Origin of the sequence: Pseudomonas wadenswilerensis (assembly GCF_900497695.1) — a bacterium.
GTDB lineage: Bacteria > Pseudomonadota > Gammaproteobacteria > Pseudomonadales > Pseudomonadaceae > Aquipseudomonas > Aquipseudomonas wadenswilerensis.
The window spans coordinates 893,638-916,468 of record NZ_UIDD01000007.1; the positions used below are offsets into that span (position 1 = coordinate 893,638).

The window sequence follows — 22,831 nt, forward strand, 5'->3', positions numbered from 1 at the left end:
CCATAGTTGTCCTATCCTTGTGGGCAACTCCACCCCGGACAGCGCCATGGCCACCCCCGATGCCGAACTTCTGCAGAGCTGGCAACACAATGCCCGCGCCTGGATAGAGGCCGTCCGTAGCGGCGCCATCGAAAGCCGCCTCAAGGTCACCGACCAGGCAATTCTGCTGGCCGTGCTCTGCCGCCAGCCCGAGCGCGTGCTCGACCTGGGCTGCGGCGAAGGTTGGCTGTTGCGGGCGCTGGCCGAACGGGGCATCGAGGCCGTGGGGGTGGATGGCGACCCGACGCTGGTCGAGGCCGCACGAGCGGCAGGCAATTCATCGGTGCATCTGGCCAGCTACCAGGCATTGGCAGACGCAAAGGTGGATATCGGCAGCAACTACCATGTGATCTGCGCCAATTTCGCCCTGCTGCACCAGGACATCATCCCCCTGCTCGCCGCCATGAACGCCCTGCTCGCCCCTGGCGGTGCCCTGGTGATCCAGACCCTGCACCCGTGGACGGCAGCCGCAGAGGTCTACCAGGATGGCTGGCGCAAGGAGGACTTCGCCGGTTTCCAGGGCCAGTGGCAACCCATGCCCTGGTACCTGCGCACCCTGTCCAGCTGGTTCAATGCGCTGGACATGGCGGGTTTCAAATGGGTCGGTTTGCAAGAGCCGCAACATCCGCAAAGCGCCGTGCCGCAGTCATTGTTGTTGGTGGCTGAGGCGACACTGCCAGTCAATTCGCTTGAAAGGAGCCTGGATCATGAGTGAGGAGCAAAAAGTAAAAGGACCCGCCTCGTACTTCCCTTCGATCGAGAAGAAGTACGGGCAACCCATAAGCCACTGGCTGACGCTGCTCGGCTCAGTCAGCGCCAGGAAGCATATGGAGATGGTGGCCTGGCTCAAGGCCGAACATGGCATGGGCCATGGCCATGCCAATGCGCTGGTTGCGCACTTTCTGGCAGCCGCTAAAAAGGGCTGAAGGTTGGCTGCCGCGCCCCCCGGTCAATGCTTGCTGAAAGCGCTTTTCGCGCATTGACCGGGAGGCGACAAGCCATCGCTAGAAGAGGTCAATCAACCGGTCGGCACAACGCTGGGCGTCATGACCGATGTGCCGCACTCTTACTGTCGATCCTTGGCCGCCCCGGATCGGCGGCGAAAGCTAAACTGTGGGTGGCGGATCTGCGCAACAACCGCAGCCCCGCACCAGATGGGCCTTCGCAAGGAACCCCAGCCAATGCTGGTCATCGAACAACTGTACAAGTCCTTCAGCACCGCCCAAGGCCCGCTAGCGGTTTTGCAGGGCGTCGACTTGCAGTTGGCCCAGGGCGGCAGCCTGGCGTTGATGGGCGAGTCCGGCAGCGGCAAAAGCACCCTGCTGCACCTGGTCGCCGGCCTCGATCGCGCCGACCGCGGGCGCATCCTGATCGATGGCCAGGCCCTCGACGGTCATTCGGAGTCAGCCTTGTCACGCTGGCGCCGGCACGGCATGGGCCTGGTGTTCCAGCAGTACAACCTGATCAGCAGCCTCGACGTGGCGGCCAATCTTGCCTTTCAGGCCAGGCTGGCGGCGCGGCTTGACCGCCAGTGGCTGGATTACCTGACAACCCGCCTGGGCCTCGCCAGCCTGTTGCCGCGTTACCCGGAGCAGTTGTCCGGCGGCCAGCAGCAGCGGGTCGCCATTGGCCGGGCGCTGGCCGCCCGCCCGGCGCTGGTGCTGGCCGACGAACCCACCGGCAGCCTCGACGAGGCCACCAGCGATGAAGTGCTGGCGCTGATGCTGCAGCTGGTCGGCGAGGCCGGCAGCAGCCTGCTGATGGTGACCCACAGCCCGCGCCTGGCTGCGCGTCTTGAGCAGCGCTGCGTCCTGCGCGCCGGGCGTGTGCAGGTCGAGGCGCGCTGATGAGCCCGCTGCTGATTGCCTTGCAGGCGCTGCTCAGCCACTGGCGGCGCCATCGCTTGCAGTTTTTCAGCATCTTTACCGGCTTGTGGCTGGCCACCGCGCTATGGACCGGGGTACAGGCGCTCAACAGTCAGGCCCGGGCCGACTACGCCCGCGCCAGCGCGGTGTTGACCGGACCCGCGCAAGCGCAGCTGGTGGCCCGCAGCGGTGAACGCTTCGAGCAATCGCTGTATCTGCAACTGCGCAAGCTCGGTTGGCAGGTATCGCCGGTGCTGGAAGGCCGCTTGCGCTTCGCCGGGGAGCAGCCGCTGACGGTACGCTTGATCGGTATTGAGCCGCTGAGCCTGCCACCGGCAATGACCGTCGCCGGCACCCCGTTGCAAGGGTTCGACTTGCAGGCATTCATTGGCACGCCCGGGCAAGCCTGGATTGGCCCCGATACCCTGCGGCAACTGGCCGTCACTGCCGGGCAAGCGACCAGCAGTGACGGCCAGAGATTGCCTCCGTTGGTTGTGCAGCCACAGTTGGCACCGGGCGTGATTGTCGTGGATATCGGCCATGCACAAGCGTTGCTGCACGCTTCGGGGCAACTGTCGCGATTACTGTCGAGCGATGAGGCCAGGCCCTTGCCGGCAGAGATCGCCGAGCGCCTGACCCTGCAAGCGCCCAGCGACGACGGCGACCTGCAGCGCCTGACCGACAGCTTTCACCTCAACCTCACCGCCCTCGGCCTGCTGGCCTTCGTCGTCGGGCTATTCATTGCCCACGCCGCCATCGGCCTGGCCCTCGAACAGCGCCGTGGCCTGATTCGCAACCTGCGCACCTGCGGCATCAGCCTGAAAACCCTGTTGCTCGGCCTGGCGCTGGAGCTAGGCGTTTTCGCCGTACTCGGCGGCCTGGCCGGGGTCGCCAGCGGGTATGGGCTCGCCGCCTTGTTGCTGCCCGATGTCGCCGCCAGCTTGCGTGGCCTGTACGGCGCGCAGGTTGCCGGGCAACTGAGCCTGCCGGCCTGGTGGTGGCTGGCAGGGATCGTGGTGAGCGTGCTTGGCGCCTTGCTGGCCGGCGCCAGCAGCGTGCTGCGCGCCGCCCGTTTGCCGCTGCTGGCCCTGGCCCAGCCGCAGGCCTGGCGCCTGGCTCAAGGGCCCTGGTTGCACCGTCAGGCACTGGTAGCGGCATTTTTGCTGGTGGTTGCGCTGGGTTGCTGGCAATGGGGCAACAGCCTGACCAGCGCCTTGATCCTGCTTGCGGCGCTGTTGTTGGCGGCAGCGTTGCTGCTGCCCGCCCTGCTCGACGGCACACTGGCCTGGCTGGCACGCGTGTGCCACGGCCCGCTGAAGGAATGGTTTATCGCCGACAGCCGCCAGCAGCTCCCCGCGCTGAGCCTGGCGCTGATGGCGCTGTTGTTGGCCTTGGCCGCCAGCGTCGGCGTGGGCAGCATGACCGAGGGCTTTCGCAAGACCTTCAGCGGTTGGCTCGACCAGCGCCTTTCAGCCGATCTTTACCTCACTCCGCAGGACACGACACAAGCCCTGCAAATCACCGACTGGCTCGCCCGGCAACCGGCCGTCACTACACTGTTGCCCAGCTGGCGTGCAGAAATACGCTTGCAACAGTGGCCGGTGCAGGTCCAGGGCATCATCGATCACCCCGCCTACCCCGCGCGCTGGCCATTGCTGGAACAAAGCCCGCAGGCCTGGGCGCAACTGGCCAGCGGGCGGGCAGTCATGCTCAGTGAACAACTGGCCCGGCGCCTGAACTTGCACCTGGGCGACAAACTACAGTTAGCCAATCAAGCCATGACCGTCGTAGGCCTCTATGCCGACTATGGCAACCCCAAGGGCCACCTGCTGGTCAATGCCGACTGGCTGCGCGGGCACCTGGCGCAGGCGAAGCTGAGCAATATCAGCCTGAACCTTGCGCCCGATCGCGTTGCGGCGCTGAGGGCCGACTTGCAACAACGCTTCGCCCTGGACGACAGCCGCGTGGTCGAGCAAGCCACCTTGAAGCGCTGGTCCAGCGAGATCTTCAGCCGCACCTTCGCCGCCACCACGGCGCTCAACAGCCTGACCCTGGGGGTGGCGGGCATCGCCTTGTTCATCAGCCTGCTGACCTTGAGCCAGAGCCGCCTGGGCCAGTTGGCACCGCTCTGGGCGTTGGGCGTGCGGCGAACGCAACTGGTGTGGTTGTCGCTGGGACAGACCCTGATGCTGAGCAGCCTGACCGTGCTGTTGGCAATCCCCCTGGGGCTGTTGCTGGCCTGGTGCCTGGTGGCGGTGGTGAATGTCCAGGCCTTCGGCTGGCGCCTGCCGCTGCATGTATTTGCCGCGCAACTGCTGCAGCTGGCGGTGCTCGGCCTGTTGACCAGCCTGCTGGCCAGCGCCTGGCCGCTGTGGCAACTGGCGCGACGCCAGCCCAGCGAGCTGTTGAGGCAATTTGCCGATGAAATTTAACGTCTGCGTGTTGATCGGCCTGTTGCTGCTGGGCGGATGTGACCCGCCTGCGCCAGTGCCCAAAAGTTTTGCCGGGTTGGGTCAGGACGCTGCGGCCTTCAAGCAGGTGACGCGCAATCATCCGCTGGTGTTCCCCCTCGACCACGCTGCCCACAATGGCTTTCGCATCGAGTGGTGGTACGTCACCGCCAACCTCAGGGATCGCCAGGGGCGTGACTGGGGCGCGCAGTGGACGCTGTTCCGCTCGGCCCTGCGAGCGGGCCCGGAAACTAGCGACTGGGACAGCCCGAACCTGTGGATGGGCCATGCGGCACTGACCGGCCCCGGCGGCCACCAGGTCAGCGAAAGCCTGGCTCGGGGCGGTATAGGCCAGGCGGGGGTCGAAGCCCAGCCATTCCGGGCCTGGATCAACGATTGGTCACTGCAAGGCAGCGACGACATCAGCCACTTGCAGATGACCGCAAGCGGCAAGGGCTTTGCCTACCGCCTGAACCTGGTCAGCCCCGGCCCGCTGGTGCTGCATGGCGCCCGGGGCTACAGCGAAAAATCCGGCAAGGGCCAGGCGTCGTACTATTACAGCCAGCCGTTCTACCAGGTCAGCGGCGAGGTGGAACGCGACGGCCAACGCCTGACGGTCACCGGCAACGCCTGGCTCGACCGCGAGTGGAGCAGCCAGCCCCTGGCGGCCGGGCAGTCGGGTTGGGACTGGTTTTCCCTGCACCTGGACAGCGGCGCCAAACTGATGCTGTTTCGCGTGCGCGAGACCCAAGGCACACCTTACCGCGCAGGTACCTGGATCAGTGCCGAGGGTAGCGCCCAGGCACTGCAGGGTGAGCAGATCCAGCTGCAGGAGCTGGCCTGGAGCAAGCAGGAAAACGGCCGCGAGGTGCCTACCCGCTGGCGCGTGCAGGTGCCGGCGCATGACGTGGATGTGCAGGTCGATGCACTGGAGCCGAACGCATGGATGTCTACGCGCTTTCCGTACTGGGAGGGGCCGGTGCGCTTTAATGGAAGTGTGAGCGGCAAGGGCTACCTGGAGATGACCGGCTACTGACTTTGCAGGAGCGGGCTTGCCCCGCAACAGCATTGTGTCAGCCACATCGCATCGCGGGGCAAGCCCGCTCCCACTGGGTTCTTGACCAGGCATTCTCGTACGCCTGCTTAAGCGACTCGGCTTTTACTGTGGGACGTTTCCGATTCCGCCCGGCGGTACGTTACACCGTGGGCGTCGGTGCTAGGTTCCGGCCCTCATTGCCCAAGGAACCTGCGCATGACAAGGATGCCACCTTCAACTACTTCCCCTGCTCCCTCGATAATTTCTACCTCCGAATCGCTGGAGCCCGGCTTCTACATCGTACCGCGCAGCATGACTGGCGGTCAGGTAGTGGCTTCGCTGACTACGGCACATGGACCGCAATTGATCGCCCGGCTACAGCGGCTCAACCCGACCTTTGCCAGCGGCTTCAAGGCAGGCGAAATCTTCGTCATTGGTGACCCGAACATCGAAAGTGCCTGTACTCGCGAAGAAGCCAAACTGATGAATTCAGCAACCCAGGTACGCGAAAGCCTGGCCACGCTCACTTCCCAGGAAGCAGACTTCATGATGCGCAACCTGCCCGAAATCGCCGGTATGCTGGGCACAGCAAGTCTGTCGATGGGCATCGGCAAAGATATGCTGGAGAAGGGCTTAAGACAGGTTGACGGTACTTTGCGCAGTATCGAACAGTTGCACCAGCGTGAATTCGGTCGTAGTGGCAGGCTGAACAGCTCGGCATTCTTCAATGCCCGACGCGCGCTCTTCCAGCAGCTTGATGCGCAATTGAAGAGCATTTTTCTCAACAAGCAACTCAATCTTGGAGACCACGAGCGCTTGCGCAAGAGCCTGGGAATTTCGACCCGAAGCCTGGTGCACCACTGGAGCCGCGCCGGTGGAGCTGGACAGATTCCTGGCTATGCTACGCATCTGGAACAGGTGGCAAAGACGGCGAAGTATCTCAAATATGGTGGTTACGTCGGAGTTGGGCTGGGTGGCACGGCATCCTGGTTAAACGTGCAGGCAGCATGTCGCGCTGGAGCGACAGAAGAATGCAGGAAAATCCGCTTTACCGAGACCGGCAGCTTCACCGGCGGGCTTGGAGGCGGGCTGGCTGGAGCATACGCAGGCGGCCGGGCCGCCGCTTCGGTGTGCGTAGGCATCGGACCGCACGGCGGCGCCGTTTGCGGCATAGTCCTGGTAGGCATGGGCACTTATGTGGGAAGCATGATTGGCAACACATCTGGTGATCTTGCTGGAGAACTATTCTACAACTGGACAGGCTTATGAGTATTGACCCTCGTTCCTGGCCTCTGGGATTACAGATGGTGCTGATCCTTGGCCCGTGGATCATCATGCTGACTGGGGTCTTGATAAGCGCGTGCATCGCAAATGGCCGAGATTTTGCGAGGTCGCTTTCAGCGCTGCAAAGCAGTACCTGGCTGGAGCAGCAGATTCGCGTTTGGGGGACATCAAGCCTAGTGGCGCGTTGGGTGCTTGTCGGAGTGATCAGTGGCTTACTGGCCTACCCACAAAAACATATACGCCAAGGCCAGCTCGACGCAGTGCAAGTGCGCAACTTCCCCCGGCGGCTCCGGCGTCGCTTGCTTGTTTCCGGCAGGCTGATCGCTATTGGGTTCGTGTTGATGATCATGAGTGTCGGGTTGTACAAGATCTGCGAACCATAGCCCGTGAGAGCCACGAACACACAACAGGAGACGCACCATGGACCACTTCACCGGCGGTTGCCTGTGCGGCAACGTGCGATTTGCAGCCTCGGGACGTCCCTATCGGGTCGGCCTTTGTCACTGCCTGGACTGCCGCAAACACCACGGCGCGCTTTTTCATGCTTCGGCGATCTTCCCCGAGGATGCGCTCAGCATCGAAGGCGAAACCCGTGACTACGCCGGGCGCTATTTTTGCCCCCGTTGCGGCTCGTCGGTGTTCGCCCGCTCAGGCGATGAAGTCGAAGTGAACCTCGGCTCGCTGGATGCCCCGGACCTGCTCACGCCCACCTACGAAAGCTGGACCCTGCGCCGCGAGTCCTGGCTGCCGCCCTTCCCGCTCAGCAGGCACTATGAACGGGATCGCGACCCTTCAGGGCGCTTCGAGGATTAAGCGCTCAGCTGTCGCTGCATCCCCTGCGACATCAGGCTGGAACCCTCGCGCAGTGGCTCCGGCGCGCCAACCGGCTGAAAGCCATGGGCCTGGTACAAGCGCATCGCCGGGCTATCGGCGAGGGTCACGCCCAGGCCAACCCGGCGCACCGCAACGCTGGTAGCCCAGTCCAATGCCGCCTTGAGCAAGGCACCGCCAGCGCCCAGGCCGCGCGCAGCCGGGTCGACCCACATCTGATAGATGTCAGCCACACCCGGCTCGGCGGCGGACAATTTGCACCAGACCAGCCCGCATACCACGTCGCCATTAACCGCGAAAAACGGCCGGTCGTTGCCGCTGGCATGGGCCGCCGCAATCCGCGCCGCCCAGTTTTCATCGGTTCGTTGCGACTCTGCTGCGAAGGTGCTGCCAAACGCATCCGGCGAATCCTGCAATGCCTGCAGGCGCAGGTCGCGGTAGGTTGGCCATTCATGGGGTAAAACGGGACGGATGGAGATCACAAGGCTTCCTGCGCTGATTGCCCCTAAACAGCTGCCAGACTACCACCAAGGTGCGATCATGCCGTCCTTCATCGACACCGCAGGATCAACCCACGATGTTTTCAGCAAGATGGACCTGGCTGGCCCTTACCCTGTTACCCGCCCTGACCCAGGCCGCAACACCGGAACCGGTGCCACTGACCCGGGTGTTCCAGGACTGGCGCGTGGCCTGCGACAACACCCGCCGCTGCACCGCCGTATCGGGCAGCACCGACAATCCGGGGATGGGCCTGTACATCGTTCGCGAAGCCGGTGCCAAGGGCAGCACCCGGCTCAGCGCGATCAGCTACGACGACGTCGCCCTGCGTTACGAATTTCACCTCGATGGCCGCCCCACCGAACCCTGGAAATACGGCTCGAAGGGCCGTGAGTACTATTACCTGGAAAACGACGCCGCCGTTGAGAAGCTGCGCGAGCTGCGCAACAGCGACACCCTGAGTTCCAACAGCAACTTTGGCGAACGCCGGGTATCGCTGCAGGGCTTGAGTGCCGCCTTGTTGCTGATGGATTCGGTGCAAGGCCGCATCGGCCACCCCAGTGCCTTCGTGCGCCCCGGCTACCAGGCGGACAGCCGGGTGCCGCCGGCCCCGGCCATTCCCAAGCTGCCACGCTTCACCCTGGCGCCGGCCTTGAGCGAGGCCGAGCAACAGGCCATCGGCGACTACATGATTGCCCTGAGCAAAGACGAGTTGAGCGCCGCGCCTCATCAAAACTGGCAGGCCCAGGCCGAGGTTTACTCTCTGGACCCGACCCACGCCCTGGTGCGCCTGCGTTACGGCTGCGCCGAGGACGGCTGCAACCACAGCCTCTACCGCGTCTCGCGCACGGCGCCTTACCAGGCGACGCCGCTTGAGCTCAAAGCGGCCCCCGAGGCTGATGTTGCCCCTGAACTGTACGGGCAGATCAGCTTCAACCCGGTCAGCGGCCAGTTGAAGATTTTCCGCGAGATGGGCAAGGACTGCGGCGATAGCTCGATCTGGCAATACGACGGTACGGCCATGCAGCTCAAGGACCGCCGGACCATGTGGCGCTGCGACAGCATCAACGAGGACTATTGGCCGGTGACCTGGCGCGCCAAGGGTTGACTCAAGCGCCCAGGTCATCCCAGTACGGCGGCGTGCCGATGGCGTCGAGAAAGTAGTCCCACACCCGCCGCACCTTCTGCGAGCGCAGGCGGTTTTCCGGTGACAGCAGGTGGATCTGGCTCGGCGTCGCCTCCACGGCGCCTTCCCAGTCGGGCAACAGTTGCACCAGGGCCTTGCTGGTAAAGCTGTGCTTGCTGAACAGCCAGGACGGAAAGAACACGATACCCCGCCCGGCCAGGGCCGCCTCGACCAGCACCTGGGCATTGTTGCTGCGCAGCGGCCCGTGCACGTCGACCACTTCAACGGTATCGCTGCCCGGGCGGCGCAAGTGCCAGCGCTGCGCCCCGCCGGTGCCTTTGTAGACCAGGCAGCAGTGCTGGCGCAGGTCCTGCGCGGACGTCGGCTGGCCATATCTGTGCAGGTAATCGGGACTTGCGCACAGCACATACCGCTGGGTGCAGATCTGCCGCCCGATCAGCCCCGAATCCTCCAGGTGGCCGACGCGGAAGGTGATGTCGGCGCCCTCCTGCACCGGGTCGATATAGGCATCGGTGGCCGTCAGTTCAACGGTCAGCTCCGGGTACTGCTCATGCAAGCCATTGAGCAGCCGGACGATGTGCAAATGGGCGAAGGCCACCGGCGCGTTGATCCGCACCAGGCCGCGAATGTCGCCGGTCTTGCCGCTGATCGATTCGTCGGCGGCATCCAGCAGCTCCAGCACTTCGCGAATCTGCAGGTAATAGCGCTCGCCGGCGTCAGTCAACTTGACCGCGCGGGTGTTGCGGTACAGCAACTGCTGCCCGACCTCGCGCTCAAGCGCGGCGATGAAGCGTGACACCGATGAGGCCGGCACCTGAAAGTGCCGGGCGGTGGCGGAGAAGCTGCCGGTTACCGCCACCATGGCGAAAAAGCGGTGGGCTTTGAGGTGCATGGGCGGCCCCTGCGACGGGAAATCCGCCCAGTATAGGGGCATAAATTGCTGTAGCAGCAATAGTGTTTTGCAATTTGCCTTGATTGTGGCTGTTTTCGCAAGATCCTAGGATGGCGCCATCCCACCGAGAGGCCCCACTCATGAATGACCTGTTTGCCCCTTATGACCTCGGCTCGCTGCAACTGAGCAACCGTTTCGTCATGGCGCCGATGACTCGCTCACGCGCCCCCGAAGACATCGCCACCGAACAGATTGCCCTGCATTACACCCAACGCGGCACCGCCGGCTTGATCGTCTCCGAAGGCACGCCAATTTCCCGCGAAGGCCAGGGTTACCTGTTCAACCCGGGCATTTTCACCGAGCAGCAAGTCCAGGGCTGGAAGCTGGTGACCGACTCGGTGCACAGCGTCGGCGGCAAGATCTTTGCCCAGCTGTGGCATGTCGGCCGGGTGTCGCACACCTCGATCCAGCGCGATGGCCAGGCCCCGGTCAGCGCCACCAGCAAGGTCGCCCAGGGCGCGATTGCCTTCGGCTACACCGACAGCGGCGAGCCCGGCTTTGTCTCGACTTCGACACCGCGCCCGCTGAACACTGAAGAGGTCGGCCGGGTAGTCGAAGACTTCGCCCAGGCCGCCGCCAACGCCATTGCCGCAGGCTTCGACGGCGTGGAAATCCACGGCGCCAACGGTTACTTGATCGAGCAGTTCCTCAACCCGCTGGTCAACGACCGCAACGACCGTTACGCCGCAGACACCCTGGAAAACCGCCTGCGCTTCGTTTTTGAAGTGGTCGATGCCGTCGTCAGGCGCATCGGCGCCGACAAGGTCGGCATCCGCATCTCGCCGTACGGCCAGCTGTTCGACATGCCGATCTACGCGCAAATCGACGAGACCTACTCGGCCCTCTGCGCCGGCATGGGTCAACGCGGCATCGCCTATGTGCATGTGATGGACCAGACCCACTTCTTCCTCGCCAGCGAAGGCGCGGTGGCCCAGGAGCAGGCACTGCGTGAGCTGCTGGCGCAGTGCAAGGCGCAACTGGGCCAGACCGCGCTGATCCTGGCCGGGGACATGACCCTGGAGCGTGCCCAGGACCTGGTGGACGCAGGCTTGATCGACCTGGCGGGCTTTGGCCAGCCGTTCATCGCCAACCCCGACCTGGTTGCCCGTCTGAAAAACGGCTGGCCGTTGACCGCGCCGGATCGCGACACCTACTACGGTGGCGGCGCCAAGGGTTACCTGGACTACGCCCCGTACGTCCCGGCCTGAACCGCGATCAGACCCGCCCTCGTCATGCGTGGCATTATTTGCGCAAACCTCTGTCCCCTTTTGTTCGCTCGCTTGTCATCAAGGGCATGTGAACCTAAAAGAGAGCGCAACAATGCCCGCACTGACACGCCACCGAACGCGCCTGGCGTCTTCGTTTTCGTCCCCTACCCTGTGCCTGATGCTCGGCCTGGCGTCGTTGGCCCCGCTAGCGGCGCTGGCCGACAGCGCCACCCGCAGCTACCAGGTACCGGCTGGCGAACTGGGCGCGGCGCTGACCCGTTTCGCCGCCCAGGCCGGGGTCAGCCTGTCGGTGGACCCGGGCCTGGTCAATGGCCGGCGCAGTGCCGGTCTGAATGGCAGTTTCAGTGTGGATGAAGGTTTTGCCCGGCTGCTGCAGGGCTCTGGCCTGCAACTGCAACCGGTGGCTGCGGGCGCCTACACCCTGGTGCCTGCCCCGCAAAGTGGCGACGCCGTGGAAATCGCCCCGACCAGCATCCTCGGGGCCCATAACGGTGCTGACGACGATGGCCAGCGCTATGCCGGTGGCCAGGTCGCCCGCCGTGGTTCGCAAGGTTTGCTGGGCTCGCGGGACTTCATGGAAACGCCCTTCAGCATGACCACCTATACCAGCGAGGCGATCAAGGGCCAGCAGGCGCGGACCCTCGGCGACCTGATCGCCAGCGACCCGTCGGTGCGCGCCACCAACCCCGCCGGTGGGCGCTTCGAGCAATTCACCATTCGCGGCTTCAGCCTGTTCAACAGCGATGTGGCCTACAACGGCCTGTATGGCATCCTGCCGACCTATTCCATCGACATGGAAATGGCCGACCGCGTCGACATCATCAAAGGCCCCAGCCAACTGATCAACGGCATCTCGCCGCGGGGCAGCGTCGGCGGCGGTATCAACGTGGTGCCCAAGCGCGCCAGCGACAAACCGATCACCGAGCTCACCGGCAGCTACGCCTCAGACAGCCAAGTCGGCGGCGCCGTGGACATCGGCCGGCGCTTTGGTGAGGACGGCAAGTTCGGCCTGCGCTTCAATGGCGTCAAGCAAGCTGGCGACACCGAGTGGGACCAGCAGAGCGTCGACCGCGAGATGGCCGTGCTCGGCCTGGACTTTCGTGGCGAGCGGCTGCGCCTGTCCACCGATATCGGCCATACCGAGCGCAACACCGATGCGCCCCAGGAGCGGGTGATCGTTGGCGCCAATGCCAAGGTGCCGGATGCCGAGGAGGTGCGGCGCAACTACGCCCAGGCCTGGAGCAAGGCGCGCACCAACGATACCTTCGGCACAGTGAACGCCGAATACGACATCAACGACTCGCTGATGGCCTACGGCGCGGTCGGCGCGCGCAAGAGCAACCACGACTTCCTCCGCCATAACGTGCCGGTCTCCAACGATGCCGGCGACTTCAGCGTCCAGCCGCGCGACTTCACCCGCGACGAAAACGTGCGCACCGCCACCGCCGGCCTGCGCAACTGGTTCGAAACCGGCCCGGTGAGCCACGAGGTCAACCTGGCGGCCAACTATTTCTACATGGACTTCGAGAACGGCGGTGGGCGTTATGCGGCCGGCCCGAGCAACCTCTACAACCCGCGCCCTACCCCCACCCCCGGCACCCTGCTGCGCTCGGACCCCAAGGTCTATACCGAGAACCGCTTCAGCGGCGTGGCGTTGTCCGACACCCTGGGCTTTTTCGACCAGCGCCTGTTGCTGACCCTGGGCGCGCGCTGGCAGCGGGTCCAGGTCGATGACTGGAGCGACGGCATCAAGGGCGACACTGCCTATGATGAGGAGAAGCTCTCGCCCTCGGGCGGCATCCTGTTCAAACTCACCGACCAGCTCTCGCTGTATGCCAACTATATGGAAGGCCTGAGCCAGGGCAAGATCGCCCCGTCGACTTCGATCAACGAAGACCAGATCTTTGCGCCGTTCATCAGCCGCCAGGTGGAAGTCGGCGCCAAGTATGACCTGGGCAGCTTCGCCCTGACCGCCAGCGCCTTTCGCATCAAGCAGCCGGCCTACGAGACCAACGCCACTACCCGGGTGTTCGGGCCCAACGGCAAGCGCGAGAACAAGGGCGTCGAGCTCAACGTGTTTGGCGAGCCGCTCAGGGGCTTTCGCTTGCTGGGTGGGGTGATGTACATCGACAGCGAACTGACCGACACCGTCGGCGGCAGCTTCGACGGCAACCGCGCCCCGGCAACACCGGAGTACAACGTCAGCCTGGGCGCCGAGTATGACGTGCCTGCCCTCGCCGGCCTGACCCTGACGGCTCGTGGCCTGCATTCCAGCTCGCAATACCTGGACCAGGCCAACAGCAAGCAGATCGACGGCTGGGAGCGCTACGACCTCGGTGCGCGCTATGCCTTCAAGGTCGATGACAAGGACATCACCCTGCGCGCCAGTGTCGAGAACGTGCTGGACGACCGCTACTGGGCTTCGGCGGGTGCCTCGGATGACAGTGAGGCGGGGCTGACCCTGTCGACGCCGCGGACCTACCTGGTGTCAGCGACTCTGGGTTTTTGAGGGCACAGCGGTTAGCTGCAACAGGATCCCTGTGGGAGCTGGCTTGCCAGCGATGAGGCCGGTCCAGTCAATACATCAAGTGCTGACCGGACTACGACCGCTGCGCGCTCGATCGCTGGCAAGCCAGCTCCCACAGTTCAACCCCTGACCGCCGCCTCAATCACCGCAATATCAATCTTGCGCATTCCCATCATCGCCTCAAAGGCACGCTTGGCCGCGGCGCGGTCTGGGCTGGTCACCGCCTCGACCAGCACCCGTGGCGAGATCTGCCACGACAGCCCCCACTTGTCCTTGCACCAGCCGCAGGCGCTTTCCTGGCCGCCATTGCCGACAATGGCATTCCACAAGCGATCGGTTTCCGCCTGGTCTTCTGTCGCGACCTGGAACGAGAACGCCTCGTTATGCTGGAACATCGGGCCACCGTTGAGCCCCACGCAGGGGATGCCCAACACGGTAAACTCCACGGTCAGCACATCCCCCTCCTTGCCTGAGGGGAAGTCGCCCGGCGCCCGGTGCACCGCACCGACCTTGCTGTCGGGGAAGGTTTGCGCGTAAAAGGTCGCAGCCTCCAGTGCGGTGCCGTCGTACCAGAGGCAGAGGGTCGTTTTATGGCTCATCCTGGTTCTCCACGGTTGGTGAATGGCAGGTTGATTCTAGTCAGGAAGACAGCGGACATACGTGAGGATTTATACAGCATGACCAGAATCAGCATTGCCTGCGCCTCACCCAGCAGTGACCTGGAAATCGCCAAATTTCTGCATCAACGCTTGAAGATGTCGATCAGCGGCGCACGCCAACTGCTGGCCAGCGGCGCCCAGGGCTGTTTCTTCAGCGCCGAACTCTATGGCAATGATCATGTCCAGCGCGATCAGGACATTCGCGACATCCTCGCCTTCTTCCGGCAACAGCAACTGCCCCTGCTGCTGGTTGAAAGCGACGAGGGCCAGGCGCCGGAGGCGCTGCCTGCAGAGGATCTGGAGCAATACTCAATCGCCGAAGAGCACCTGCTCAATGCGCTGGATGCGGCCCAAGGGCGTTACTGCTAGCGCGGGGTTCACAACGCGCCATTCAACTGCCCCAGGTCCGCCGCCAGTTGCAACCTGGCGGTGTACCAGTTGACCAGCGACTCCACTCGCCGCTGCTCGGCGATGGCCAGTTCATTCTGCGCCCTGAGCAGTTCGATAATGCTGCCCACCCCGGCCTTGTAGCGCCCCAACGCGACCTGATGGGATTGTCCGGCACTGGCGACGAAGCTGCGGCTGAGCGCCAGGGCGCGGGTGCGCGCATCCAGGGCCTGGCGGCTTTTCCAGACGTTGAGAGCGACGCTGCGTTCGGTCTGCTCCAGCGCCTGCTCGCGGGCGCCGGCTTCGTAGTCGGCGGCGCGGGCACGACGACGGCTGAGAAAGCCGTCGAAGATCGGCACGGTGATCTGTACACCCACGCTCCAGGTCTCGATCTGCTGGCGCGTCGACACCTGGTCGATCGGCGTGTCCTCCTGCTGGTAGCTGCTGAACAGCGACACCTTCGGGCGCCCTTCGGCACGCGCTTCATCCGCCTTGGCGCGCGTGGCGAACCAGTCCGCGCGGGCCTTTTCGATGGCCGGATGCTGGGCCTTGGCCTGCGCCATCAGGGCATCGACACTGGCCATGAACTCGCCCTCCTGCCCCGCCGGCTCGTTCATGGCGCTGAGCGTCAGCGGTGCCGAGGGTGACAGCCCGAGGGCACTGGCCAGGGCGCCCTGGGCCGCAGCGTACTCACCCTCGGCCAGCACCCGTTCAAGCTGCGCCTGGTCGTGGGTGGCCTGGGCCTGCAGGCGGTCGGTCTGCTCGCCGGCCCCGGCCTGGTATTTGGCCGTGGCCGCCTTGAGGCTGTTGGCCGCCAGGGATTCGGCGCTGCGCTTGGCCTCGAGCAACGCGGCGTTGGCCTGGACCTGGTAGAAGGCTTTGCTGGTGTCGAGCACCGTGGCCTGGATTTTCTCCACGCGACTGCTGCTGGCAGCGTTCAACAACTGGCGGGCGCCCTCGACTTTCGCCGCCCGCAGGCCAAAGTCATACAGCACCCAGCTCAGATTCAGGCCATAGCTGTTGGTGCGGGTGTTCAAGGTCGAGTCAGCTTCGGGAAAGTTGTCAAAGCGCGTCTTGCGGCTTGCTCGTCCGCTGCTGGCCTGGGCTTGCACGGTCGGCCAGTAGGCCGAGTACTCGGCATCGAGGCTGGCCTGGCTGCTCAGTTGCGACAGCCAGGCTTCACGCACTTCAGGATCGGCGCACAGGGCGATGGCCACGGCACTGGACAACGCCAGCGGCTCTGCCGGGCTTAACCTGCCCGGGCAGGCATCGAGGGGTTCGGCGGCCATGCCCGGCGCGACCCTCCAGACTGCCAGCAAGGCAGCCAGACACAACCTCAGCAGGTGGTGGTTCATGACGAAGACGCCGCACCACGGGCAACTTCACCTGGCTCGGCTGGCGCCTGCTCATCCGCCTCGATCAGCGGCCCGTCATAGACCACTCGGCCGTTGTCCAGCGCCAGCACCCGGCGTGCCGAGCGAATGGTATCGGGGCGATGGGCGACAATGATGCGGGTGATGTTCAGCGCTTGCAGGGCATGATTGACCGCCGCCTCCCTGGCGATGTCGAGGTGGCTGGTGGCCTCGTCGAGAAACAGAAGCTTGGGCCGCCGGTACAGCGCCCGGGCCAGCAGGATGCGTTGCTTCTGCCCACCCGACAGCACCGTGCCCATGTCGCCCACCAGGGTGTTGTAGGCCATGGGCATCTGCGCGATGTCGTCATGCACCGCCGCCATGCGCGCGCACTGCTCGACCCAGCGCGGGTCGGCCTCGGCGCTGAAAAAACTGATGTTGTCGGCAATCGAGCCGGCAAACAGCACGTCATCCTGCAGCACCGTGGCGCTGACCCGTCGCAGCCGCTCCAGGTTATGGCTATCGATGGCAACACCGTCGAGCAGCACGCTGCCGCTGCTGGGGGCCAGAATGCCGAGCATGACGTTGAGCAAGGTGGTCTTGCCGCCACCCGAAGGGCCGACAATCGCCAGCGAGTCCCCGGCTTCGATACGCACCGACACGTCATCGAGCACATAGGGCTCGTGCTCGGAATAACGGAACTTGAGCTGGCGCACTTCCAGGCTCGGCACGCTGTCGACGGCGTCATTGTCGTCAACGGACGGGGACTGCCTGGGCTCGGGCACCTGCAGGAGGATATCGGCCAGGCGCTCGCCATGCAGGCGCAGCATCAGCACATCCACCAGCTTGTCGATCAGCCCGGCCACACGGCTGTTGAACTGCTCCTTGTAGGCGTTGAAGGCAATCAGCATGCCGGCGCTGAACTGGCCATCGAGCACCAGCCTGGCGCCGAGCCAGATCACCAGCACGGTCACCAGGCCGAACAGCAGGCCATTGAAGGCACGGTAGGCCAGCTCCAGCTTTTGCGGGCGCAAACCGGCGTTGATTTCCTCGACCAACAGGCTGCCCCAGGCGCTGGCGCGTTGCTCCTGATGGCCGAACAACTTGATGGTGCGCACCCCGCGCATGCTTTCCAGAAAGTAGCTCTGCTGCCGGGCGGCATGCACCAGTTGCTCTTCGCTGGCGCGCCGCAACGGGCCGAACCAGGCCCAGCGGGCCAGCGCATAGACAACCATGGCCAGCAGCGCGATCAGTGCCAACGGCGGGCTGTAGGCGAACATCAGGCCGAGGGTCACCAGGGTCATCAGGCCGTCGAGCAGGGCTTCGACAAACGAGGTGGTCAGGGTGTGCTGGATCGATTTCAACGAGCCAAAGCGCGAGACGATATCGCCCAGGTGGCGGCGCTCGAAGAAGGCCACGGGTAAGCGCACCAGGTGGCTGAAGACGTTGATCTGCCATTGCGCGCTGAGCATGGTGCCCAGGTACATCAATGCCCAGGAACGGCCCAGCGCCAGGGTTTGCTGCATTACCAGCAACAGGCCGAAGCCGATCGCCAGCACCGCCAGCAGGTCCAGGTCGGCGCTGACCAGCACCTTGTCGATCACCGTTTGCAAAAAAAACGGGCTGAGCACCATGCACAGCTCCAGCGCCGCCGCCAGCAACAGCACATGGCTCAGTACCCCGCCAAAGCCTTGCACCCGGCCCAGCAACTGACGCAACCGCAGCGGCGGGTTGGCCGGCCCCGGCTGGAAATCGCTCTGTGGCCACAACTCCAGGGCCACGCCGGTGAAGGCTGCCGAGACTTCATCGAACGACAGTTGGCAAACGCCGCGCCCCGGATCGTGCAGGGTCACCCCGCGCGGGCCGACCTCCTTGAGCACCACGAAGTGGTTGAAGTTCCAGTGCAGCACACAGGGCAAGCGCAATTGCCCCAGCGCTTGCAATTCCAGACGCAACGGCCGGCTGGCCAGGCCCAACTGGCTGGCCATGGCCATCAACTGCTTGAGGGTTGCGCCCTTCATCGACGGCGACAGTTTCTGGCGCAGCGAGAACAGGTCGTGGCGCTGGCCGTGGAAGCCGGCGATCATCACCAGACAGGCCTGGCCGCACTCGGCGGCTTCGGCCTGGAGCACCATGGGCAGCTTGCGGCCGATGCCGAAAGCCAGCGGTTGGCGAATGTTCAAAGGCGTTTCCCTATGCCGCGCAGGGGTTCAAGCAGCCACTCGTAGAGGGGCATGTTTTCCTGCAGGATGTCTGCGTCCAGTTGCATGCCCGAACGCAAGCGCTCGTTCAGCCCGCGCCCGCGCATGTCTTGTTGTTCGAGGGTGACCCTGACCCGGTACATCGGGCCCAGCTCGCGCTGCTGCTCGGAGACGCCGCCCACGCTCATGATTTCATCGGCCGGCAGCGCGCTGCGTGACACCGACGCTACCGTGCCGCGGGCCAGGCCGAAGTGCTGGTAGGGATAGGCATGATAGCGCAGCAGCACCGCATCGCCGGCACGTACGAAGCCCGCCGCACGGCTGGGCACATAGAGTTCGGCATACAGCTGGGCATCCGTGGGCACGATGCTCAGCAACGGCCGGTTGCTGTCGGCGCGGGTGCCATTGACCACGCCAACGGCCGTCACCTCACCACTGGCCGGCGCGGTAATCACCACCTGGCGTTTGACTTCGCTTTCCAGCAGGCTGCCCTGGCTCTCCGACAAGCGCCGCTCAAGCTCGGCCAGTTGCTTGCCCTGGTTGAACGGCAACTCGGCAAGTTCGGCGCGCAAGGTCGCGATATCGTTACGCAACGACAACAACGAACGGCTCAGTTCCTCGCTACGCAGGCGCACTTCCAGCACGGCATCCTGCTTTTCCTGCAACTGGTCGCGGGACACATAGTCCTGACGTTGCAGGTCGGCATAGCGCGCGGCAATACCCTGGGCCAGCCCCAGGCGCTGGCGGCTGATGTCCATTTGCGTGACGATTTTCTGCTGCTCGCTTTCCAGCACCGCCAGGCGTCGGCGCTTGCCCTCCAGCTCCTGCAGGTGCAGCGCGCGGGTGGTAGCGATTTCGTCTGTCAGGCTGTCGTTACGGCGCTTGATCAAGCGGCTGATGGCGACGTGCGCACCACCGGCCTCGGCGTACAGGTCACTGCCCAGCGCCATCAGCGTAGCGCCCGCGGCAACGGTCTGCCCCTCGGCTGCGGCAAGGTCTTGGACAACTCCCGGCTGTGGCGCAAATACCTTGATCAGGCCACCCTGGGGCACCAGCACGCCGGTCACGGTGGCGCGGCGGGTATAGGTGGCGCAGGCCAGAAACACAATCAACAACACGCTGAACAGCAGCGCAGCAAGTGCCGCCCAGCGCAGGGGCACGGGCGCCACCAGCAGCACACTGCCCAACTCCTTGTCACGCCGTGCATGCACGGCTTCGCTCCTGAATAACATGCCAATCCATGACCCGGCGGATAACGTTAATAACACTGAACAGACCATTCAGCTGAGTCCGTAGCAGCATAACGGCGGATTAATCCGCAGGCACTAGCACACTTGTACTATTGCACTTTGATCCGGGGCATCACTAACTTGTCCGGGGATCGAAACAGCGAACAACTGTAATTAAAACTGTGATCGGTCTCTCATTTTTAAATGAGTAATACGTTGCGCCCAGGCCCTCTCCTGGGGGGGATCAACCTAGGACGAACCCACTGTATCAACGAGGTAACTATCTCATGACCCATGCCCAAAACATCGACATGACCACCGCCACGCCAGCCGCCCTGCGGGTGCTGGACGATCAGGAAGTAGACCAGGTAAGCGGCGGATTTTCCGTCAGCGCAGGCTCCTGGACACTGACCGGTGGTTCCTACAACTTCGGCGCTGGCGCCGGTTACCGCTTTGACTTGTACAAAGGCGGCGCCCATCAGGGCAGTTACACCATGTGCAAATAAACTCAGCGATTATATGAGTTTGAAGTAAGCGAAGGGCCATTGCGGCCCTTCGTTCTATATACAAGGATGATAGTTAATTGCCATCAGCTACCTTGCGTTCAATCTCGGCGATCTTGCGGCTGAGCTCTTCGGCGGCGTCTGCCTGGGTACGATGGGTGGTCGGGGTGATCGGCCGGTTGGCAGGGTCGTTTTCTTCAGCAGGCTTGTCCGTCTCGTTGGCGGGCTTGTCGCGGTCATGGCTGTTCATTGCAGTTACCTCCCGTGTCATACCCGTTGGATAGCACGCCAGCCTCGGAGTTCTCATCGGCAACGGCTTGAAGTTGGCCAGGCTTCTGCGATGATGCGCGGCCAAAACGCACGTTCGCTTACCCCGCAGGATTGAAACCCAATGGTTGACGCAAGATGGAACTGGCTGCCCTTGATGCTCCTGCCCGCCCTGACCCTGGCCGCGCCCGAACCGGAGCCGGTGCTCAAGCAGTTCAAGGAATGGGTCGTGGGCTGCGACAACACCCTGCGCTGTACCGCCGTTTCACGTAGCGTCGACCAGGGCGCGGGCCTTGAGCTTGTGCGCGAAGCCGGGGCCGAAGGTGCCACCGCCTTGACCCTGTTCACCGACGCCAGTGTCGACCTGGGCGCCAGGCTGCTGGTCGACGGCGGCCCGGCGCCAACGGGATTTCGCCCAGGCTCCCAAGGGCAAATGCGCTATCACGCAAAAGGCGACGTCGCGGTACGGTTGTTGCGCCAACTGCGCAACGGCCAGACCCTGACCTTGGACACTACCAACGGCCAGCACCCGGTATCACTGCAGGGCCTGAGTGCATCCTTGCTGTTTATCGATTCGCTGCAAGGACGTATCGGTCACCCCAGCGCCTTTGTAAACCCCGGCACGCGGCCAGACAGTCAACTGCCGCCAGCACCGCCGACGCCCATGCTTGCCCCCTTCACCCCTTCGCCAGGCTTGAGCGACGCCGAGCAACAAGCCATCGCTGACGCAGTCATTGCCATCACCCGGCTTGAGTGGAGCGAGCCCGAGCATGACAACTGGCAAGCCGAAGCCGAGGTCTCGCCGCTGGACGCGACCCATGTGCTGGTAGGCCTGCGTTACGGCTGTGGGACCCAGGGCTGCATGTACAGCTACTACCGCGCCTTGCGAACAGCGCCCTATCAACCCACCGCGCTGCACATCTCGGTCCCCAAACATGATGTACTGGGCGGCGAGATGTATGGCTTTTTCAAGTTCGACCCGGCCCGCGGCGAGCTGACCCAGTTGCAGCCGGGAGGGCGCTACTGCGGCGCCAATGCAACCTGGCGCTATGACGGCGCGGTGATGCAGCTCAAGGCATTCAGCCGGATGAGCTGGTGCGACAGTGTCGATACCGCCCATTGGCCACAGATCTGGCGTACCGAGGGATAGCGCCAGGCATACAGCTTGGCGCAGGCATTCGGTACACTCCGCGCTTTGACCCTAGAGCTCATGCGCATGGATGCCTTCGCCCGCTTCGTCCTCAAGCCGCTTGCTGCGGGCCTCGGTGTGTTCACGCTGGCCGCTTGCAGTCTCATCCCAGCAGGTGGCGAGACCGAGCCGACAGGCGACGGCCACCTGCCCATGCACCAGCGTCAGGCCCCCGACTGGCGAGCCCTGAACCTGGACGCGGATCAGGACTGGCTGCTGATCGACCTAAACAGCCTGCAGCATGAGGGCGGCATTACCTACGCCTGGACCGGCATCCAGCGCCACCGCTATCCGATGCAATACGGCCACGCGGTGATGGCCCTGCACAGCCGCGAGCACCTGGCGTTTTATTGCGAGCGCCAGCTCATCAGCCGGCAAAGCCAGTTCTTCCTCGACAACGACAACCGCGTAGACAGCACCCGGCTCAAGTCGCAGCCCTTCAGCGAGTTCTACCGGCAGGCCCCGCTGTACTATCAGCAGTTGTTCAACGCCGCCTGCCAACCGCCGGCCGAGCTTGCCAAGCTTGCGCCGCTCAAAGCCCGTACGCCGTTGCCGCCGCCGTTCCTGCCGCCCAGGGCCAGGCCTGAAGTGCTTGCGGCCATCGCCGCCCTGCAGCTGCCGGCGCCACGCCTGACCCTGCACAGGCTGGACTATCGCTACGAGGCGAAGCTGACCGACGGGAACGCTACCGTCGACAGGCCGCGCCAGGTGTTCCTCAGCAACGACAGCCGCTCCGGCCAGTTGTTGCTACAGGCCGTGGACCCGACGATAGCGCAACAGCTGCAACTGAGCTTTCGCGGCCTGTTCGATCTGGCCGCACGCGGTATCGACATCATGACCGGGCAGGAACAGGACGCCAGCGACAGCTTGACCGCGCTGTCATTCACCGGCGCCTGGCAAACCCTGCCCGCCCATGCGCAACTGAGCTACACCATCAGCTATGCCGGGCAAACCGCGAGCATTACCCGCACCACCCACTGCCAGGTCGGCAAGGCGCGACCGGCCAGCACCTTGCACCCGGCCCTGCAGGGCAGCGCCAAGCCGTTGACCTGCACCTGGCAGAGCCCACGCGGCAACCGTTGGGTCGAAGGCTACAGCTACCTGAGCGACTATGGCGTGTTCGTCCGTACCCGAGAAGACAACCCGCTGGGCACCTGGCGCTGGAAAATCGAGTCGCTGCAGTGAG

At 64.2% G+C, this 22,831-nt stretch carries 22 protein-coding genes; 15 read left to right on the plus strand and 7 right to left on the minus strand.

The window, feature by feature from the left end:
- Positions 1-46 precede the first annotated feature (46 nt).
- The 8 genes from CCOS864_RS15165 to CCOS864_RS15200 all read left to right on the plus strand — a co-directional run bounded on the left by CCOS864_RS15165 (position 47) and on the right by CCOS864_RS15200 (position 7,487).
- Positions 47-754 carry a class I SAM-dependent methyltransferase gene (locus CCOS864_RS15165; RefSeq protein ID WP_115087050.1) on the plus strand — a complete coding sequence of 236 codons (708 nt, stop codon included), beginning with the start codon at positions 47-49 and terminating at the stop codon, positions 752-754.
- The gene (locus tag CCOS864_RS15170; protein ID WP_115087051.1) at positions 747-965 is read left to right on the plus strand and encodes a DUF4287 domain-containing protein; all 219 of its coding nucleotides are present in this window, start codon (positions 747-749) and stop codon (positions 963-965) included. The genes CCOS864_RS15165 and CCOS864_RS15170 overlap by 8 nt, the downstream gene beginning before the upstream one ends.
- A gap of 255 nt (positions 966-1,220) precedes the next feature.
- The gene (locus tag CCOS864_RS15175; protein WP_115087052.1) at positions 1,221-1,886 is read left to right on the plus strand and encodes an ABC transporter ATP-binding protein; all 666 of its coding nucleotides are present in this window, start codon (positions 1,221-1,223) and stop codon (positions 1,884-1,886) included.
- A complete protein-coding gene (locus CCOS864_RS15180; protein WP_115087053.1) occupies positions 1,886-4,336 on the plus strand; it encodes an ABC transporter permease in 2,451 nt (816 codons plus the stop codon). Before CCOS864_RS15175 ends, CCOS864_RS15180 begins: the two co-directional genes overlap by 1 nt.
- Positions 4,326-5,390, plus strand: coding sequence for a lipocalin-like domain-containing protein (locus tag CCOS864_RS15185; protein ID WP_115087054.1), 1,065 nt, complete (start codon positions 4,326-4,328; stop codon positions 5,388-5,390). The genes CCOS864_RS15180 and CCOS864_RS15185 overlap by 11 nt, the downstream gene beginning before the upstream one ends.
- Before the next feature lie 216 nt (positions 5,391-5,606).
- Positions 5,607-6,659, plus strand: coding sequence for a hypothetical protein (locus tag CCOS864_RS15190; RefSeq protein WP_115087055.1), 1,053 nt, complete (start codon positions 5,607-5,609; stop codon positions 6,657-6,659).
- Positions 6,656-7,057, plus strand: a complete 402-nt coding sequence (locus CCOS864_RS15195; protein ID WP_115087056.1) for a hypothetical protein — start codon at positions 6,656-6,658, stop codon at positions 7,055-7,057. Before CCOS864_RS15190 ends, CCOS864_RS15195 begins: the two co-directional genes overlap by 4 nt.
- 37 nt (positions 7,058-7,094) lie before the next feature.
- Positions 7,095-7,487 carry a GFA family protein gene (locus CCOS864_RS15200; protein WP_115087057.1) on the plus strand — a complete coding sequence of 131 codons (393 nt, stop codon included), beginning with the start codon at positions 7,095-7,097 and terminating at the stop codon, positions 7,485-7,487.
- Here the strand turns inward: CCOS864_RS15200 and CCOS864_RS15205 are convergent.
- Positions 7,484-7,987: a GNAT family N-acetyltransferase gene (locus tag CCOS864_RS15205; RefSeq protein WP_115087058.1), complete on the minus strand. Its 504-nt coding sequence runs from the start codon at positions 7,985-7,987 to the stop codon at positions 7,484-7,486. The two genes, CCOS864_RS15200 and CCOS864_RS15205, sit on opposite strands and share 4 nt — an antisense overlap.
- A 95-nt stretch (positions 7,988-8,082) precedes the next feature.
- Here CCOS864_RS15205 and CCOS864_RS15210 point away from each other — a divergent pair, with 95 nt between their 5' ends.
- Complete coding sequence (locus CCOS864_RS15210) at positions 8,083-9,111, plus strand: DUF1176 domain-containing protein (protein WP_115087059.1); 1,029 nt, start codon at positions 8,083-8,085, stop codon at positions 9,109-9,111.
- 1 nt (position 9,112) lies between these two features.
- Here CCOS864_RS15210 and CCOS864_RS15215 read toward each other — a convergent pair whose 3' ends face one another.
- Complete coding sequence (locus CCOS864_RS15215; protein WP_010225615.1) at positions 9,113-10,042, minus strand: LysR family transcriptional regulator; 930 nt, start codon at positions 10,040-10,042, stop codon at positions 9,113-9,115.
- Positions 10,043-10,182: 140 nt separating this feature from the next.
- Between CCOS864_RS15215 and CCOS864_RS15220 the strand changes: the two genes are divergently transcribed.
- The gene (locus CCOS864_RS15220; RefSeq protein WP_115087060.1) at positions 10,183-11,310 is read left to right on the plus strand and encodes an alkene reductase; all 1,128 of its coding nucleotides are present in this window, start codon (positions 10,183-10,185) and stop codon (positions 11,308-11,310) included.
- A gap of 112 nt (positions 11,311-11,422) precedes the next feature.
- Positions 11,423-13,840, plus strand: coding sequence for a TonB-dependent receptor (locus CCOS864_RS15225; protein WP_115087061.1), 2,418 nt, complete (start codon positions 11,423-11,425; stop codon positions 13,838-13,840).
- A 137-nt stretch (positions 13,841-13,977) separates the two neighbouring features.
- Here the strand turns inward: CCOS864_RS15225 and CCOS864_RS15230 are convergent, their stop codons facing one another.
- Positions 13,978-14,457, minus strand: coding sequence for a VOC family protein (locus CCOS864_RS15230; RefSeq protein WP_115087062.1), 480 nt, complete (start codon positions 14,455-14,457; stop codon positions 13,978-13,980).
- A gap of 78 nt (positions 14,458-14,535) precedes the next feature.
- On the opposite strand from CCOS864_RS15230, the gene CCOS864_RS15235 reads away from it, so the two are divergent.
- The gene (locus CCOS864_RS15235; RefSeq protein WP_115087063.1) at positions 14,536-14,886 is read left to right on the plus strand and encodes a hypothetical protein; all 351 of its coding nucleotides are present in this window, start codon (positions 14,536-14,538) and stop codon (positions 14,884-14,886) included.
- A gap of 8 nt (positions 14,887-14,894) precedes the next feature.
- Here CCOS864_RS15235 and CCOS864_RS15240 read toward each other — a convergent pair whose 3' ends face one another.
- The 3 genes from CCOS864_RS15240 to CCOS864_RS15250 are packed head-to-tail and all read right to left on the minus strand — an operon-like array spanning position 14,895 to position 19,689.
- Complete coding sequence (locus CCOS864_RS15240) at positions 14,895-16,259, minus strand: TolC family protein (protein ID WP_115087064.1); 1,365 nt, start codon at positions 16,257-16,259, stop codon at positions 14,895-14,897.
- Complete coding sequence (locus tag CCOS864_RS15245; protein ID WP_415842504.1) at positions 16,256-18,391, minus strand: peptidase domain-containing ABC transporter; 2,136 nt, start codon at positions 18,389-18,391, stop codon at positions 16,256-16,258. The genes CCOS864_RS15240 and CCOS864_RS15245 overlap by 4 nt, the downstream gene beginning before the upstream one ends.
- 44 nt (positions 18,392-18,435) lie before the next feature.
- Positions 18,436-19,689 (minus strand): HlyD family secretion protein, encoded by a 1,254-nt coding sequence (locus tag CCOS864_RS15250; protein WP_167458898.1) that lies wholly within the window; start codon positions 19,687-19,689, stop codon positions 18,436-18,438.
- Positions 19,690-19,973: 284 nt separating this feature from the next.
- Between CCOS864_RS15250 and CCOS864_RS15255 the strand changes: the two genes are divergently transcribed.
- A complete protein-coding gene (locus tag CCOS864_RS15255; protein ID WP_115087066.1) occupies positions 19,974-20,192 on the plus strand; it encodes a hypothetical protein in 219 nt (72 codons plus the stop codon).
- A 73-nt stretch (positions 20,193-20,265) separates the two neighbouring features.
- On the opposite strand, the gene CCOS864_RS28260 is transcribed toward CCOS864_RS15255, so the two are convergent.
- Complete coding sequence (locus CCOS864_RS28260; protein ID WP_167458899.1) at positions 20,266-20,439, minus strand: hypothetical protein; 174 nt, start codon at positions 20,437-20,439, stop codon at positions 20,266-20,268.
- Between the two features lie 141 nt (positions 20,440-20,580).
- Here CCOS864_RS28260 and CCOS864_RS15260 point away from each other — a divergent pair, with 141 nt between their 5' ends.
- Positions 20,581-21,606, plus strand: a complete 1,026-nt coding sequence (locus CCOS864_RS15260; RefSeq protein ID WP_115087067.1) for a DUF1176 domain-containing protein — start codon at positions 20,581-20,583, stop codon at positions 21,604-21,606.
- Positions 21,607-21,672: 66 nt separating this feature from the next.
- Positions 21,673-22,830: a hypothetical protein gene (locus CCOS864_RS15265; RefSeq protein WP_115087068.1), complete on the plus strand. Its 1,158-nt coding sequence runs from the start codon at positions 21,673-21,675 to the stop codon at positions 22,828-22,830.
- Position 22,831: the final 1 nt, after the last annotated feature.

What these genes read in the sequence shown, in the direction of transcription:
- CCOS864_RS15165 (WP_115087050.1), top strand. Translation starts at nt 47, where the DNA reads ATGGCCACCCCCGATGCCGAACTTCTGCAGAGCTGGCAACACAATGCC.
- CCOS864_RS15170 (WP_115087051.1), top strand. Translation starts at nt 747, where the DNA reads ATGAGTGAGGAGCAAAAAGTAAAAGGACCCGCCTCGTACTTCCCTTCG.
- CCOS864_RS15175 (WP_115087052.1), top strand. Translation starts at nt 1,221, where the DNA reads ATGCTGGTCATCGAACAACTGTACAAGTCCTTCAGCACCGCCCAAGGC.
- CCOS864_RS15180 (WP_115087053.1), top strand. Translation starts at nt 1,886, where the DNA reads ATGAGCCCGCTGCTGATTGCCTTGCAGGCGCTGCTCAGCCACTGGCGG.
- CCOS864_RS15185 (WP_115087054.1), top strand. Translation starts at nt 4,326, where the DNA reads ATGAAATTTAACGTCTGCGTGTTGATCGGCCTGTTGCTGCTGGGCGGA.
- CCOS864_RS15190 (WP_115087055.1), top strand. Translation starts at nt 5,607, where the DNA reads ATGACAAGGATGCCACCTTCAACTACTTCCCCTGCTCCCTCGATAATT.
- CCOS864_RS15195 (WP_115087056.1), top strand. Translation starts at nt 6,656, where the DNA reads ATGAGTATTGACCCTCGTTCCTGGCCTCTGGGATTACAGATGGTGCTG.
- CCOS864_RS15200 (WP_115087057.1), top strand. Translation starts at nt 7,095, where the DNA reads ATGGACCACTTCACCGGCGGTTGCCTGTGCGGCAACGTGCGATTTGCA.
- CCOS864_RS15210 (WP_115087059.1), top strand. Translation starts at nt 8,083, where the DNA reads ATGTTTTCAGCAAGATGGACCTGGCTGGCCCTTACCCTGTTACCCGCC.
- CCOS864_RS15215 (WP_010225615.1), bottom strand. Translation starts at nt 10,042, where the DNA reads ATGCACCTCAAAGCCCACCGCTTTTTCGCCATGGTGGCGGTAACCGGC.
- CCOS864_RS15220 (WP_115087060.1), top strand. Translation starts at nt 10,183, where the DNA reads ATGAATGACCTGTTTGCCCCTTATGACCTCGGCTCGCTGCAACTGAGC.
- CCOS864_RS15225 (WP_115087061.1), top strand. Translation starts at nt 11,423, where the DNA reads ATGCCCGCACTGACACGCCACCGAACGCGCCTGGCGTCTTCGTTTTCG.
- CCOS864_RS15230 (WP_115087062.1), bottom strand. Translation starts at nt 14,457, where the DNA reads ATGAGCCATAAAACGACCCTCTGCCTCTGGTACGACGGCACCGCACTG.
- CCOS864_RS15235 (WP_115087063.1), top strand. Translation starts at nt 14,536, where the DNA reads ATGACCAGAATCAGCATTGCCTGCGCCTCACCCAGCAGTGACCTGGAA.
- CCOS864_RS15240 (WP_115087064.1), bottom strand. Translation starts at nt 16,259, where the DNA reads ATGAACCACCACCTGCTGAGGTTGTGTCTGGCTGCCTTGCTGGCAGTC.
- CCOS864_RS15245 (WP_415842504.1), bottom strand. Translation starts at nt 18,391, where the DNA reads ATGGTGCTCCAGGCCGAAGCCGCCGAGTGCGGCCAGGCCTGTCTGGTG.
- CCOS864_RS15250 (WP_167458898.1), bottom strand. Translation starts at nt 19,689, where the DNA reads ATGTTATTCAGGAGCGAAGCCGTGCATGCACGGCGTGACAAGGAGTTG.
- CCOS864_RS15255 (WP_115087066.1), top strand. Translation starts at nt 19,974, where the DNA reads ATGACCCATGCCCAAAACATCGACATGACCACCGCCACGCCAGCCGCC.
- CCOS864_RS28260 (WP_167458899.1), bottom strand. Translation starts at nt 20,439, where the DNA reads ATGAACAGCCATGACCGCGACAAGCCCGCCAACGAGACGGACAAGCCT.
- CCOS864_RS15260 (WP_115087067.1), top strand. Translation starts at nt 20,581, where the DNA reads ATGGTTGACGCAAGATGGAACTGGCTGCCCTTGATGCTCCTGCCCGCC.
- CCOS864_RS15265 (WP_115087068.1), top strand. Translation starts at nt 21,673, where the DNA reads ATGGATGCCTTCGCCCGCTTCGTCCTCAAGCCGCTTGCTGCGGGCCTC.